This window comes from Comamonas fluminis, assembly GCF_019186805.1.
Lineage (GTDB): Bacteria > Pseudomonadota > Gammaproteobacteria > Burkholderiales > Burkholderiaceae_C > Comamonas > Comamonas fluminis.
This window is the reverse complement of the sequence record NZ_CP066783.1, coordinates 1,581,362-1,594,395: the sequence shown is the minus strand read 5'-3', so window position 1 is coordinate 1,594,395 and position 13,034 is coordinate 1,581,362. Positions and strand designations below refer to the sequence as shown.

Here is a 13,034-nt window from a genome sequence, read left to right as displayed (position 1 = left end):
CACCATGCGCGCATCGCTGATGGCTATGGCCCTCGCAACCCTGGCCGGCTCCACAATGGCCGCTGACCTGCGAGTAGGCACCAACGCCGCCTACGAACCCTTTGAATACAAGACCGCCTCGGGCGAGATCGTCGGCTTTGACATCGACATCGCCAATGCGCTGTGCGAGCAGCTCAAGCGCAAGTGCGTGTTTGTCGAATCTGAATTCGACAGCGTCATCCCCGGCCTGCAGGCCCGCAAGTTTGATGTCATCATCAGCTCCATCTCGATCACGCCTGAACGCCAGCGCGTCGTGGACTTCACCAAGCGCTACTACAAGACGCCCAGCGCCATCGTGGTCAAGAAGACCACCAAGTACGACGGCCCCGCTTCGCTCAAGGGCATGAAGATTGGTGTGCTCAAGGGCAGCACCCAGGAAAAGTGGGCCATGGGCGAGCTCAAGACCGCTGGCGTGAACGTGGTGTCCTACCAGTCCCAGAACCAGGTCTATCTGGACCTGCACGCTGGTCGCCTGGACGGCACCGTGGCTGACAAGGTCGAAGTGCAAGGCGGCTTCCTGCGCAAGCCCGAAGGCAAGGACTACGGCTACGTGGGCCCTGACCAGTACGACGTGAAGTACTACGGCGAAGGCATCGGCATTGCCATGCGCAAGGGCCAGAAGGAACTCAAGCAGCAGCTCGACGAAGCGATTGACACCATTCGCAAGAACGGCACTTACGGCAAGATTGCCAAGAAGTACTTCGACTTCGATCCATACGGCCAGTAAAGCCACATTACATTGCGCGCCGCGCGCTATGCGTCCTTCGGGGCCCATGACGCGCGGCGCGCAAATTTCATGACATGAGTGGATACTATTATTCGATCCTTGAGGGAGCGCTGCTGACGGTCGCTGTGTCACTGGCATCACTGCTGGTAGCCACGCTGATCGGGCTTGCTGGCGCTGCCGCCAAGCTCTCGGGCCGGCGTATGCTGGCCTGGCCCGCCACGGCCTACACCACCGTGGTGCGCGGCATTCCCGAGCTGCTGATGATGCTGCTGATCTTCTACGGCGGCGCCATTGGCCTCAACAGCCTGCTCGAAGCCCTTGGCAGCGACGAGAGCGTGGACCTGAACCCCTTTGTGGCCGGCGTGCTGACCATTGGCTTCATCTACGGCGCCTACATGACCGAGACCTTTCGCGGAGCCATTTTGGCCATCCCCAAAGGCCAGATGGAGGCTGCCTGGGCATTTGGCATGAGCCCCATGCGCACATTCATCCGCATTACGCTGCCCCAGATGGTGCGCTATGCACTGCCCAGCTTCACCAATAACTGGCTGGTGCTGATCAAGGCCACCGCACTGGTAAGCCTGATTGGCCTGCACGACATGACCTATCTGGCCAAGCAGGCCAGCGCCTCTGTGCGCGAGCCGTTTGCCTTCTTCCTGTTCACCGCAGCGCTGTACCTGGTCTTCACCGCCGTATCGCTGCAACTGCTCAAGCGCCTGTCTGCGCGCTACAGCCTTGGATCTGACAAGGTGCAGCTATGAACTGGAGTGTCATTTTTGAACCCGCCACGCTGGCGCTGTATGCCGAAGGCCTGTACGTCACACTGCAGCTGACGCTGATCAGCCTGGCCGTGGGCGCCGTGCTGGCGCTGCTGTTTGCGCTGGCGCTGGTCAGCCGCTCGGCCCTGATTCGCCTGCCCGTGGCAGCATTTACCTATTTCATGCGCGGCACACCGCTGCTGATTCAGGTCTATCTGATCTATTACGGCTTTGCCCAGCTTGAATGGGTGCAGGCACGCTGGGATACCGTCTGGCCCTGGACGCACTTCAAAGAGCCGTTCTTCTGCGCACTGCTGTCGTTCAGCCTGAACACTGCGGCCTACACCGCCGAAATGCTGGCTGGCGCCATTCGCGAAACCAACAAGGGTGAGGTCGAGGCCGCACGCTCCATGGGCATGAGCGACTGGCAGCTGATGCGCCGCATCGTGCTGCCCAGCGCCATTCGCCGCACATTGCCAGCCTATGGCAACGAGGTGGTGATGATGCTGCACAGCTCCAGTCTGGCCAGTACCGTGCCAGCGCTGCTGGACCTGACGGGCGCGGCCAGCCGCGTTTATTCCGATTTCTATCTGCCGTTCGAGGCCTACCTCTTCGCTGCAGCCATTTACCTGTGCATTACCTTCGCCCTGCTTGGTGCCAACCGCCTGCTGGAGCGCCGCTACCTGGGTTATCTGGCTCCGCGCAAGGCTTAAGAGGGTAAGACGACCATGACAAGCAACACCCCCTACAAACTCCAGGCGCTGGATATCTACAAGAGCTATGGGCAAAACGAAGTGCTCAAGGGCGTTTCGCTCAGTGCCCGTGCAGGCGATGTGATCAGCATCATCGGCAGCTCTGGCTCGGGTAAATCCACCTTTCTGCGCTGCATCAACCTGCTGGAGCAGCCCCAGAAGGGCCGCATCATCGTGGCCGATGAAGAGCTGCAACTGCGCCCCGGCCGCGATGGCGCGCTGGTTGCCGCCGATCAGCGCCAGTTGCAGCGCCTGCGCACGCGTCTGGCCATGGTGTTCCAGCACTTCAACCTGTGGGCCCACATGACGGTGATGCAGAACATCATCGAAGTGCCGGTCAACGTGCTGGGCATCAGCAAGGACGAAGCCGTGGCCCGCGCCCGCAAGTACCTGCACCTGGTCGGCCTGGAAGGCAAGGAAGACAGCTACCCCAACCACATGAGCGGCGGCCAGCAGCAGCGCGTGGCCATTGCCCGTGCACTGGCGGTGGAGCCCGAGGTGATGCTGTTCGACGAGCCCACCTCGGCGCTGGACCCCGAACTGGTGGGCGAAGTGCTGCGTGTGATGCAGCTGCTGGCGCAGGAAGGCCGCACCATGGTGGTCGTGACGCACGAAATGGGCTTTGCCCGCGAAGTCTCCAACCACGTGGTCTTCTTGCACAAGGGCCTGATTGAAGAGCAAGGCGACCCACGCGAGGTGCTGAGCAATCCGCGCAGTGAACGACTTGCCAAGTTCCTGTCTGGCAATCTGAAATAAGAGCAGCCCTTCGCTCTCGCAAACAACAAAGCCGCTGTCTCCGGCGGCTTTGTTGTTTTCAGGCCTGCAGCGCTTATCTATCCAGCGCTTTCAGCTATCAATTCTGATCAACGGTGATTGAGCTGGTTCACCTGCTGCTCCAGCTGACCCACATAGGCCGCCGTGCTGTTGTCAGACTCCTGCGCACGGCTGACCAGATGGGCTTCCAGCACGTCAAGGCGGGCAATCAGGTCTTCCTTGTCGCGTGCATGCAGCGCTTCCAGCACGCCCCGCAGTTCGGTAAAGCGCGAAGCCTCAGCCTTGTCGGCCAGATCGCGCTGGCTCTGCAGCTCCTTGCTGTGACGGTGCGCCGCCATCAGCACCGAGCTTTGCAGCCACAGCACATAGGCGATGAAAAACACGCTGAGCAAAATTGTCAGCGCCAGCATCAGCACACCCAGCGGGGCCTGAATTTCCGTCACGCCAAAAGATACGGGCGTGGGCGTGGAAAGCGCATTCCAGTTAAAGGCCGCCAGCACGGCGATCAGCGCCACGATGATGGCAATGGAAATAGTGCGAAAGTTCATTTTCTTCTCCGTGTCTCTGCGATGCCTTGTTTTTAACCCAAGTTCAGGCCCGCCCACGTCAGCAAGGGCCAGAAACAGCAAAGCCGCTGCAAGCAGCGGCCTTGTCATCCCAGAGCTCTCAGATCAGTTAGATCAATTGGTCTCCGACAACTGAGTCAGGATTGCTGGATTCTCCAGGGTGCTGGTGTCCTGGGTGATGGCTTCACCCTTGGCCAGCGAGCGCAGCAGGCGCCGCATGATCTTGCCGCTGCGGGTCTTGGGCAGGTTGTCGCCAAAGCGGATGTCCTTGGGCTTGGCAATCGGGCCGATTTCCTTGGCCACCCAGTTGCGCAGCTCATTGGCAATCTGCTTGGCTTCTTCGCCCGTGGGCTTACCGCGCTTAAGCACCACAAAAGCGCAGATGGCTTCGCCAGTCAGATCGTCCGGGCGGCCAACCACAGCGGCTTCAGCCACCAGATCCGTCTTGGCGACCAGTGCCGATTCAATCTCCATGGTGCCCATGCGGTGACCCGAGACGTTCAGCACGTCGTCAATACGGCCGGTAATGCGGAAGTAGCCACGGTCTTCGCTGCGCACGGCGCCGTCGCCCGCCAGATAGAAGCCTTTGAGCTCTTCGGGGAAGTAGCTCTTCTTGAAGCGCTCGGGGTCACCCCAGATGTTGCGAATCATCGAAGGCCAGGGCTTTTTGACGACCAGAATGCCGCCAGCGCCGTTGGGCATATCGTTGCCGGATTCATCGACGATGGCTGCCGTAATACCTGGCAGCGGCAGCGTGCAGGAACCGGGTACCAGCGGCGTGGCACCGGGCAGCGGCGTAATCATGTGGCCGCCGTTTTCGGTTTGCCAGAAGGTGTCCACAATGGGGCAACGCTCGCCGCCCACGTTTTTGTAGTACCACATCCAGGCTTCGGGGTTGATGGGCTCGCCCACCGAACCCAGCACGCGCAGGCTGGACAGGTCCGAGTTCTTGGGGTGCACGCTGGGGTCAGAGTCCGCAGCCTTGATGAGCGAGCGGATCGCCGTGGGTGCGGTGTAGAAGATGCTGCACTTGTGGCGCTCGATCATCTGCCAGAAGCGACCAGCATTGGGGAAGGTTGGCACGCCTTCAAACACGATCTGCGTGGCACCTGCGGCCAGCGGGCCGTAGGCCACGTAGCTGTGGCCGGTGATCCAGCCGATGTCGGCCGTGCACCAGAACACATCGCTGTCCTTGAGGTCAAAAGTCCATTCAAAGGTCTGCTTGGCCCACAGCACATAGCCGCCGGTGGCGTGCTGCACGCCCTTGGGCTTGCCGGTGGAGCCGCTGGTGTAGAGGATGAACAGCGGGTGCTCGGCATTGACTGCCACAGCCTCGCACTCGGTGGACTGGCCTGCCAGCGCTTCAGTGAAGGTCAAGTCGCGGCCCGCAACCATATTGCAGGCCGTAGCCGTGCGCTCATAAACCAGCACGCTCTTGACGGCTTCGCAGCCACCCAGCGCCAGCGCGTCGTCCACGATGGCCTTCAGGGGCAGTTCCTTGCCGCCGCGCATCTGGTAGTTGGCTGTAACGACCAGGCTGGCGCCCACGTCCACAATGCGCTCTTGCACCGCCTTGGCCGAGAAGCCGCCAAACACCACAGAGTGGGTTGCGCCAATACGGGCACAGGCTTGCATGGCCACCACGCCCTCAATCGTCATGGGCATGTAGAGCAGAACGCGATCGCCCTTTTGCACACCACGCGCCTTGAGCGCGTTGGCGAACTGGCTGACACGGGCCAGCAGTTCCTTGTAGGTGACCTTGGTGACTTCGCCGCCGTCGGCTTCAAAGATGATGGCGGTCTTGTTCTCGACCGGCGTGCCCATGTGCTTGTCAAGGCAGTTGGCGCTGGCGTTCAGCTCACCGTCGGCAAACCATTTGTAGAACGGAGGGTTGCTTTGGTCCAGCACCTGGGTGAAGGGCTTGGTCCAGACCACGTTCTCACGCGCCAGACGGGCCCAGTAGCCTTCGTAGTCGCGCTCGGCTTCATCGCACAGCGCCTGGTACTGCGCCATGCCGGAAATACGTGCTTTGGCCACGAAGTCAGCTGCCGGAGGGAAAACGCGGTTTTCCACCAATACAGATTCGATCGCAGAAGTTGTTGTGCTCATCTTGCTTGTCTCCTGATACTCGGCTATGAATTTATTGTGGGTGTACTGTCGGCGCTCGGTCTTACACGCTACTGACTGAAATTTACGCGCTCGTTCCTGCGCGCCAGAAATGGCAAAAACGCTCATAACTTTGCAGCAGCTCACGCATTATTTAAGCGAACTTGCGCATGGTTCACCCCCAAAATATTGGCGCAAACCCTTAGAATTGCGCGCCTGTTGCAAAGCGTGTCACTCGTTCAGATGTGTTTCACCTTTTCGGCAGCTAATTCCTGAATTCCCCGCTGCGCAAAACCATTCCAACCCAGCAGCCGTGCATTCTTTTCTGACTCTCTGACTTCTCGCATTGCCGCTGGTGGCAGGCTGGCCGCTTTGGGCCACTTGCCCGCTGCGGCAGCCCCACGCCACCATGAGCCGCAATCCACCATGAGCCGCAATCCACCCAACGCAGCCGATGCTGCCCCCAACGCCCCTGTGACCGCCAGTACCGCGGCCCCGCAGTCCCCCGCCAGCTACCAGGCGCCAGCCGCGCTGCGCCCCCTGCCCTCGCTGATTTTTGCCAGCCGCTGGCTGCAGCTGCCGCTGTATCTGGGGCTGATCGCCGCACAGGGCGTCTATGTCTGGCACTTTTTGCTGGAGCTGTGGCATCTGGTGGAAGCCGTTTTCGGCAACCAGGAAGCACTGCAGGCCCTCATCACCAATATTGGCTACAAGAGTGATGTGGAGATCACCCACCTGAACGAGACCATCATCATGCTGGTGGTGCTGGCGCTGATTGATGTGGTGATGATCTCCAACCTGCTCATCATGGTCATCGTGGGGGGCTACGAGACCTTTGTCAGCCGCCTGGGTCTGGAGTCTCACCCCGACCAGCCCGAGTGGCTCAGCCATGTGAACGCCTCGGTGCTCAAGGTCAAGCTGGCCCTGTCCATCATCGGCATCAGCTCCATCCACCTGCTCAAGAGCTTTATCAACGCAGGCAGCTACGAGGTGCAGGTGCTGATGTGGCAGACCATCATCCATGTGGTCTTCCTGCTGAGCGCGCTGGCCATTGCCTATACCGACAAGCTCACCAGCAGCAGCCACCACCACTGATAGTTGATTTACCCCATCAAGCCCCGCATGGCCTGCCATGACGGGGCTTTTTTCATGCTTGCAGACTCATATTTCGCAGCAAAAGCTGACAAGTTACAAAAATTGCAACCAAACAGCTGTCAAACACTTTGATATCAAGCGCATACCGCTATTTTTTTGGAAGCACCTGCTGTTTCAAAGAGGCCCAATCTGCCATGGTTTGGCCTCCTTTCTTACAGCTCGATTTGACGCATAAAACTCAAGTCGATATATTAAAAAGTCATTTACAGCCTGCCTTGCAGGTCATCACCCATTCTTTTTGAATGCGGCTGATCCCTTTTTCCCGGCGGAAAGCCGTGGCCCTCACCGGGCTGCAGCCCCGTCAACCGGGCCGAAACACGGCTCTGATGCAAACAGGCTTTTTCCGGGCTTTCGAGTCGGAACCAGCCGCCTGAGAAGTAACACTGCGGTGTGCCCGTCGGTACCTTGCCCAGTTGTTGTTCCCGCTTCTCCTTGCTTTGCAGCTCTTGCGCACACCTCGCTTGTGCCATCCGGGCTGAACCAACGGCGCAGCTACCGCGCCCACTGCATTGCGCAGCCTGTGCTCAACACACAGGCTGAGCTGCAGCATCAGAGCTTTCATTTTGGCTTGCGCGCCATCGCCCCCGGCCTGTGCCGGATGTGGGCGATGGACTGTGTTCCATCTCATCCAAAAGGAGAACGCCACAGTGGCCAAGCAAATCGCTATCGATCACGTCTTCAAGGTCTTCGGCAACGACCCGAAAACCGCGCTCAGCCTTGTCAAGCAAGGCCTGAACAAGCAGGAAATCCTGGCCCGCACCGGCCAGTCCATCGGCGTGTTCGACGCCCACTTCACCATCGAAGCCGGTGAAATCTTTGTCGTCATGGGCCTGTCGGGCTCAGGCAAATCCACGCTGGTGCGCATGCTCAACCGTTTGATCGAACCCACGGCGGGCCGCATTCTGGTGGACGGTGAAGACATCAACGCCTTGAGCGACAAGGAACTGCGCGCCCTGCGCCGCAAAGACATTTCGATGGTGTTTCAGTCGTTTGCGCTGATGCCTCACCTGACGGTGCTGGACAACACGGCCTTTGGCCTGGAACTGGCCGGTGTGGACCGTGCCACCCGCCAGCAACAGGCGCAGGATGCGCTGGAGCAGGTGGGCCTGGGCGCCTGGGGCGCCAGCTACCCCGACGAACTCTCGGGCGGCATGCAGCAGCGCGTAGGCCTGGCCCGTGCGCTGGCGTCTGACCCGTCCATCCTGCTGATGGACGAAGCCTTCTCGGCGCTGGACCCCATCATCCGCACCGAAATGCAGTCCGAGCTGCTGCGCCTGCAGGAGATCAAGCGCCGCACCATCGTCTTCATCTCGCACGATCTGGACGAAGCCATGCGCATTGGCGACCGCATCGCCATCATGAAAGACGGCGTGGTGCAGCAGGTGGGCACACCCGACGACATTCTGCGCAACCCCGCCAACGAATATGTGCGCACCTTTATTCAGGGCGTGGACGCGGCTGCCGTGTTCAAGGCCTCCGACATTGCCCGCCAGGCGCTGACGGTGATTTCCGAGCACAGCGACCGTGGCTGCCGCGCCGCGCTGCGCCTGCTGCAGGACTCCGACCGCGACTACGCCTATGTGCTCAACGCCCGCAAGCGTTTCTTGGGCGTGGTGTCCTCGCAGTCGCTGCGTGATGCGCTGCATGGCCACGAGGGCATGCTAGGCCTGCAGCACGCCTTCATCCCCGATGTGCAGCCGATTGCCAGCAACACCCCGGTGGCCGAGCTGTTTGGCACCGTGGCCGTGCCGCCCTTTGCGCTGCCTGTGGTGGATGAGAACAGCAAATACCTGGGCGTTATCAGCCGCACCACCATGCTCAAGTTCCTGGACCGCGACACCCCGCCCGTGCCGCCACCGCAAAAGGAAATTCCGCCCATCAAGCTGAACCCGCACTTCCAGCCCGGTGCACAGGGCGCAGCCAGCGCGACACCGACCACAGCACCGACCACAGCACCGACCACAGCACCAACCGCAGCACCGACCTCAGCACCGACTGTCGCACCATAAGGAGGGAACGATTTGACTGATAACGCACTGAACAACCCCAGCACCCCAACCCCGAGCACGGCTTTTGAAGACCCATGGGCAGCCGCCTCGGCACCCGACACTGCTCCCTCAACTACCGCACCCTCAACCACCGCAACACCATCTGCCAGCGATGTGGACGCCGATCCCTGGGCCAGCAGCAGCGCTAATGCGGCAGACGCCGTCAGCACCAGCGACTGGCTCAGCGCCCCAGCCACCAGCGACATGCCTGCTGACGACGGCGGTCCGGGCCACCTGTGGCACCAGATCACCACCGAAGGCCTGCCTGTGCAGGACTCCATCAACAACGGCCTGACCTGGGTTGTCGATCATTTCCGCCCCTTCTTTCAGGCGGTTCGCACCCCGATTGACGCCACGCTCAACGGCGTGACCGATGTGCTGCAGACCCTGCCCATGCCGGTGCTGGTGCTGCTGATTGCGCTGCTGGCCTGGCAGTTTGCGGGCCGCAAGCTGGCCATTGGCTCGGCGGTTTCGCTGCTGATCGTGGCGCTGCTGGGCATCTGGTCCGAAGCCATGGTGACGCTGGCCCTGGTGCTGACCTCGCTGTTCTTCTGCATCGTGATTGGCCTGCCCGCTGGCATCTTGCTGGCCAGCAGCGACCGCGCCCAGCGCTGGACCCGCCCGCTGCTGGACGCCATGCAAACCACGCCCGCCTTCGTCTATCTGGTGCCGGTGGTGATGCTGTTTGGCATTGGCAACGTGCCCGGCGTCATCGTGACCATTGTTTTTGCGCTGCCGCCGCTGATTCGCCTGACAAACCTGGGTATCCGCCAGGTGCGCCCGGACTTGATCGAAGCTAGCCGCGCCTATGGCGCTTCGCCCATGCAACTGCTGTGGAAGGTGCAACTACCGCTGTCCATGCCGTCCATCATGGCCGGTATCAACCAGGCGCTGATGCTGTCGCTGTCCATGGTGGTGATCGCTTCCATGATTGCCGTGGGCGGGCTGGGCCAGATGGTGCTGCGCGGCATTGGCCGTCTAGACATGGGTCTGGCCACCGTAGGCGGCCTGGGCATTGTGTTGCTGGCCATCGTGCTGGACCGCATCACCCAGGCCATGGGCGAGCCCAAGCGTGGCAGCGCCCGCTGGTGGGCTACCGGCCCCGTGGGTCTGGTCTCGCGCATGCTGCGCCGCCAGCCACCTGCCCCCACACCTGAGCAAGCTGCCACACCAGCCAAGGCCTGAAGCCATAGGAAACAAGGAGAAATCATGAAGACAAGCATCACACTGAACTCCCGCCGCACTCTGAACCGCTGGCTGCTGGCTGGCACCGCCGCCGCAAGCCTGGCCCTGGCAGCAGGCAGCGCACTGGCCGCTGATGCGCTGCCGGGCAAGGGCGTCAAGGTTCAGCCGCTGAAAAGCTCGATTGCCGAAGAAACCTTCCAGACCCTGCTGGTGATGAAGGCGCTGCAAAAGCTGGGCTACGACGTGCAGCCCATGAAGGAGGTGGAATACCCCACGGCCCACATTGCGCTGGCCAACGGCGACGCCACCTTCATGGCCAACCACTGGAACCCGCTGCACGCCGACTATTACAAGAACGCCGGTGGCGATGCCAAGCTCTACCGCAAGGGCATCTTCTCGGCCAACGCGGCCCAGGGCTATCTGATCGACAAGAAGACGGCCGACGCGCACCAAATCACCAATATCGGCCAGCTCAAGGACCCCGAAATTGCCAAGCTGTTTGATACCGACGGCGACGGCAAAGCCGACCTGACGGGCTGCACACCCGGCTGGGGCTGCGAGGCCATGATCGAGCACCAGCTCACCGCCTACAAGCTGCGCGACACCGTCACGCACAAGCAGGGCACGTATTCGGCGCTGATGGCTGACACCATCACCCGCTACAAGGCAGGCAAGCCCATCCTCTACTACACTTGGACGCCGTACTGGGTGAGCAATGTGCTCAAGCCGGGCAAGGATGTGGTGTGGCTGCAGGTGCCGTTCTCTTCGCTGCCCGGCGAGCAATCGGGTACGGACACCAAGCTGCCCAACGGCAAGAACTACGGCTTTATCGCCAACAACCAGCAAATCGTGGCCAACAAGGTCTGGGCCGAGCAGAACCCCGCTGCAGCCAAGCTGTTTGAAATCATCAAGCTGCCCGTGGGCGATATCAATGCCCAGAACTTCATGATGAGCCAGGGCCAGGGCAAACAATCCGACATCGAACGCCATACCGAGGGCTGGATCAAGGCCCATCAGACGACTTTTGATGGCTGGCTGCAGCAGGCGCGCTCGGCTGCGAAATAAGCATCCAACAAGGCTGCAGCGCTTACCTGTCAAGCGCTGGCAGCTATCAAAAGAAGAGAGCCAGCATTTGCTGGCTCCTTGTCTTCAGAGCGTACCGATCAGTTCTGCACGCAGACCGATTTGCTGGACAGCGTGACAAAACGCTCCACACGCAGCGCCAGCACCTTGCGCCCCTGCTGGGCCAGCACCGGGTCGCTGGCGGGCTGCTCCACCATGCGGCCTACCACTTCGGCCAGCATCACGGCCGATGCGTTGCTGCGGGTGTTCAGATAGGCCTGCTCCAGCAGCACATTGTCTTTTTCAGCCAGCACCGGCACCATCTGGCCCGTGCCGCATTCCTGAAAACGCCCGCGCTCACCTTCCAGACTGTAGAGGCCCTTCCAGTTGCCAGACTGGCTGCCGGGCTTGAGGCCTGCTGGCTCTGCCACGGCCGCAGCCTTGGGTCTGGCCTCTTCCACCGGGGTCTGCGCACTCTTGCCACTGAAGCTGGACCAGGTCTTGTCCCAGGTCTGCGATACCTTGTCGCCCATGGAGGCCACCGTAGAGCAGCCCGCCAGGCCCATTACCACCAACGTGCCGGCCAATGCCTGCCACAGCTTGTTCTGCATGAAGTCCTCTGCAATCTCATCAACAGCGCGCACGTTACCAGACCCTGATGCGATGTTCTGGCTTGACCTTGTTGAATGCAACAAAGTGTTGCATCCATAATCAGGCATCTGTTGAAACACCGCAGCCATGAGCCCACAAAACGCCCCCATCATTCACGGCACCGAAGACGTGCTGATTGCCCTGTGCAATTCCGTCTCGCGCGTGCTGCAGGTCGCCACCCAGTGCCCGATTCAGTATTCGGGCATGGTGCAGCGCATCACCAAGACCAGCCTCAAACCGGATATTGGCTGCTTTGTGCTGATCGACGGTGGCTTCTCGGCCCTCATCATCATCAACTTCTCGGCCGAAGCGGCGATGGAGCTGTATCGCAGCTATCTGCTGTCCATGGGCATGGCCGAAAGCGATCTGGCCAATGCCTATACCTCGGATGATGTGAGCAACGTCATGGGCGAGCTGATGAACCAGGTCGTGGGCGACTTCACCAGCAAGGTTCAGCGCGAGCTGCAGACCCATATCTCGCAAAGCCAGCCCAAGATGATTCGCCTGAACAAGCAGGTGAACCTGAGCGTGGACGCCAACCTGGACGCCCCCGAAGCCCGCCGCGTGACCTTCTACACAGGCAATCACAACATCTTCTATCTGGAGATGGCGGTGGACCACATGGAGTTCATCAAGATCAAGGACTTCGAGGCCCAGGAAAAGCCCGATCCCGATCGCGTCATGGCAGAAACCCATGAAGCCCATAGCAAACAAGCGACTGCAGCTATCAATACCGAAGCATCGCAAAGCGATACCGACGATCTGCTCAAGTCGCTGGGACTTTGACCCTCGCTGGTCACTGCGGCCTGTAATACTGCACAGGCCAGAACGGCCTAGCATGGCATTCTTCACGCAAAGGACTGCCATGCACCGAACTTCGTTTGCCATGCTGCTGATGGGCGCCGCGCTGATCTGCAGCGCCGCCCACGCCCAGCGCGCCCGCTGCGTCAATGCCAGTGGCGTGGGCTATGAGTGCAGTGGCAGCGAGGCTGCCGTACAGCATCAGAACCTGCTCGCTGGCCAGCAGCCCAGGCGCAACGAGCTGAAATTCAACCTCAATACCCAAAATCAGCAAGGGCGCGATATGTTTGCCCGCCCTGCTGCGGACAGCAGCGGCCTTTCGCACGACGCCATGCAACAGCGGCTGCAGCAAATGGACGCCGCTGCAGCGGCTGCACGCTCAGATCAGGGCAACGGCCCCCGGCCCTGAT

At 60.8% G+C, this 13,034-nt stretch carries 13 protein-coding genes; 10 read left to right on the top strand and 3 right to left on the bottom strand.

The annotated features are described in order from the left end of the window. The first annotated feature begins 4 nt into the window (after positions 1 to 4). The 4 genes from JDW18_RS07630 (at position 5) to JDW18_RS07615 (ending at position 3,032) form a co-directional block, all read left to right on the top strand. Positions 5 to 766 (top strand): lysine/arginine/ornithine ABC transporter substrate-binding protein, encoded by a 762-nt coding sequence (locus tag JDW18_RS07630; protein WP_218243072.1) that lies wholly within the window; start codon positions 5 to 7, stop codon positions 764 to 766. A 74-nt stretch (positions 767 to 840) separates the two neighbouring features. Beyond that, on the top strand, positions 841 to 1,527 hold the full coding sequence (locus JDW18_RS07625) for an ABC transporter permease (RefSeq protein ID WP_218243071.1): 687 nt from the start codon (positions 841 to 843) through the stop codon (positions 1,525 to 1,527). After that, complete coding sequence (locus tag JDW18_RS07620) at positions 1,524 to 2,237, top strand: ABC transporter permease (protein WP_218243070.1); 714 nt, start codon at positions 1,524 to 1,526, stop codon at positions 2,235 to 2,237. Before JDW18_RS07625 ends, JDW18_RS07620 begins: the two co-directional genes overlap by 4 nt. Positions 2,238 to 2,252: 15 nt before the next feature. Continuing rightward, positions 2,253 to 3,032, top strand: coding sequence for an ABC transporter ATP-binding protein (locus JDW18_RS07615; protein ID WP_218243069.1), 780 nt, complete (start codon positions 2,253 to 2,255; stop codon positions 3,030 to 3,032). A gap of 107 nt (positions 3,033 to 3,139) precedes the next feature. Here the strand turns inward: JDW18_RS07615 and JDW18_RS07610 are convergent, their stop codons facing one another. Further along, on the bottom strand, positions 3,140 to 3,598 hold the full coding sequence (locus tag JDW18_RS07610) for a LapA family protein (protein ID WP_218243068.1): 459 nt from the start codon (positions 3,596 to 3,598) through the stop codon (positions 3,140 to 3,142). Between the two features lie 132 nt (positions 3,599 to 3,730). Further along, complete coding sequence (gene acs, locus JDW18_RS07605) at positions 3,731 to 5,725, bottom strand: acetate--CoA ligase (RefSeq protein ID WP_218243067.1); 1,995 nt, start codon at positions 5,723 to 5,725, stop codon at positions 3,731 to 3,733. A gap of 423 nt (positions 5,726 to 6,148) precedes the next feature. On the opposite strand from acs, the gene JDW18_RS07600 reads away from it, so the two are divergent. The 4 genes from JDW18_RS07600 to proX all read left to right on the top strand — a co-directional run bounded on the left by JDW18_RS07600 (position 6,149) and on the right by proX (position 11,175). After that, a complete protein-coding gene (locus tag JDW18_RS07600) occupies positions 6,149 to 6,817 on the top strand; it encodes a TIGR00645 family protein (RefSeq protein ID WP_246610327.1) in 669 nt (222 codons plus the stop codon). 707 nt (positions 6,818 to 7,524) lie between these two features. Then, positions 7,525 to 8,886, top strand: coding sequence for a glycine betaine/L-proline ABC transporter ATP-binding protein ProV (gene proV / locus JDW18_RS07595; protein ID WP_218243066.1), 1,362 nt, complete (start codon positions 7,525 to 7,527; stop codon positions 8,884 to 8,886). A 12-nt stretch (positions 8,887 to 8,898) separates the two neighbouring features. Continuing rightward, positions 8,899 to 10,110, top strand: a complete 1,212-nt coding sequence (gene proW, locus JDW18_RS07590; RefSeq protein ID WP_218243065.1) for a glycine betaine/L-proline ABC transporter permease ProW — start codon at positions 8,899 to 8,901, stop codon at positions 10,108 to 10,110. A gap of 24 nt (positions 10,111 to 10,134) precedes the next feature. Beyond that, on the top strand, positions 10,135 to 11,175 hold the full coding sequence (proX, locus tag JDW18_RS07585; protein WP_218243064.1) for a glycine betaine/L-proline ABC transporter substrate-binding protein ProX: 1,041 nt from the start codon (positions 10,135 to 10,137) through the stop codon (positions 11,173 to 11,175). A gap of 98 nt (positions 11,176 to 11,273) precedes the next feature. Here proX and JDW18_RS07580 read toward each other — a convergent pair whose 3' ends face one another. Continuing rightward, a complete protein-coding gene (locus JDW18_RS07580; protein WP_218243063.1) occupies positions 11,274 to 11,783 on the bottom strand; it encodes a hypothetical protein in 510 nt (169 codons plus the stop codon). 127 nt (positions 11,784 to 11,910) lie between these two features. Here JDW18_RS07580 and JDW18_RS07575 point away from each other — a divergent pair, with 127 nt between their 5' ends. Then, positions 11,911 to 12,609: a DUF3334 family protein gene (locus JDW18_RS07575; RefSeq protein ID WP_218243062.1), complete on the top strand. Its 699-nt coding sequence runs from the start codon at positions 11,911 to 11,913 to the stop codon at positions 12,607 to 12,609. Positions 12,610 to 12,688: 79 nt separating this feature from the next. Then, positions 12,689 to 13,033, top strand: coding sequence for a hypothetical protein (locus JDW18_RS07570; protein WP_218244035.1), 345 nt, complete (start codon positions 12,689 to 12,691; stop codon positions 13,031 to 13,033). Position 13,034 lies beyond the last annotated feature (1 nt).

What these genes read in the sequence shown, in the direction of transcription:
- JDW18_RS07630 (WP_218243072.1), top strand. Translation starts at nt 5, where the DNA reads ATGCGCGCATCGCTGATGGCTATGGCCCTCGCAACCCTGGCCGGCTCC.
- JDW18_RS07625 (WP_218243071.1), top strand. Translation starts at nt 841, where the DNA reads ATGAGTGGATACTATTATTCGATCCTTGAGGGAGCGCTGCTGACGGTC.
- JDW18_RS07620 (WP_218243070.1), top strand. Translation starts at nt 1,524, where the DNA reads ATGAACTGGAGTGTCATTTTTGAACCCGCCACGCTGGCGCTGTATGCC.
- JDW18_RS07615 (WP_218243069.1), top strand. Translation starts at nt 2,253, where the DNA reads ATGACAAGCAACACCCCCTACAAACTCCAGGCGCTGGATATCTACAAG.
- JDW18_RS07610 (WP_218243068.1), bottom strand. Translation starts at nt 3,598, where the DNA reads ATGAACTTTCGCACTATTTCCATTGCCATCATCGTGGCGCTGATCGCC.
- acs (WP_218243067.1), bottom strand. Translation starts at nt 5,725, where the DNA reads ATGAGCACAACAACTTCTGCGATCGAATCTGTATTGGTGGAAAACCGC.
- JDW18_RS07600 (WP_246610327.1), top strand. Translation starts at nt 6,149, where the DNA reads ATGAGCCGCAATCCACCCAACGCAGCCGATGCTGCCCCCAACGCCCCT.
- proX (WP_218243064.1), top strand. Translation starts at nt 10,135, where the DNA reads ATGAAGACAAGCATCACACTGAACTCCCGCCGCACTCTGAACCGCTGG.
- JDW18_RS07580 (WP_218243063.1), bottom strand. Translation starts at nt 11,783, where the DNA reads ATGCAGAACAAGCTGTGGCAGGCATTGGCCGGCACGTTGGTGGTAATG.
- JDW18_RS07575 (WP_218243062.1), top strand. Translation starts at nt 11,911, where the DNA reads ATGAGCCCACAAAACGCCCCCATCATTCACGGCACCGAAGACGTGCTG.
- JDW18_RS07570 (WP_218244035.1), top strand. Translation starts at nt 12,689, where the DNA reads ATGCACCGAACTTCGTTTGCCATGCTGCTGATGGGCGCCGCGCTGATC.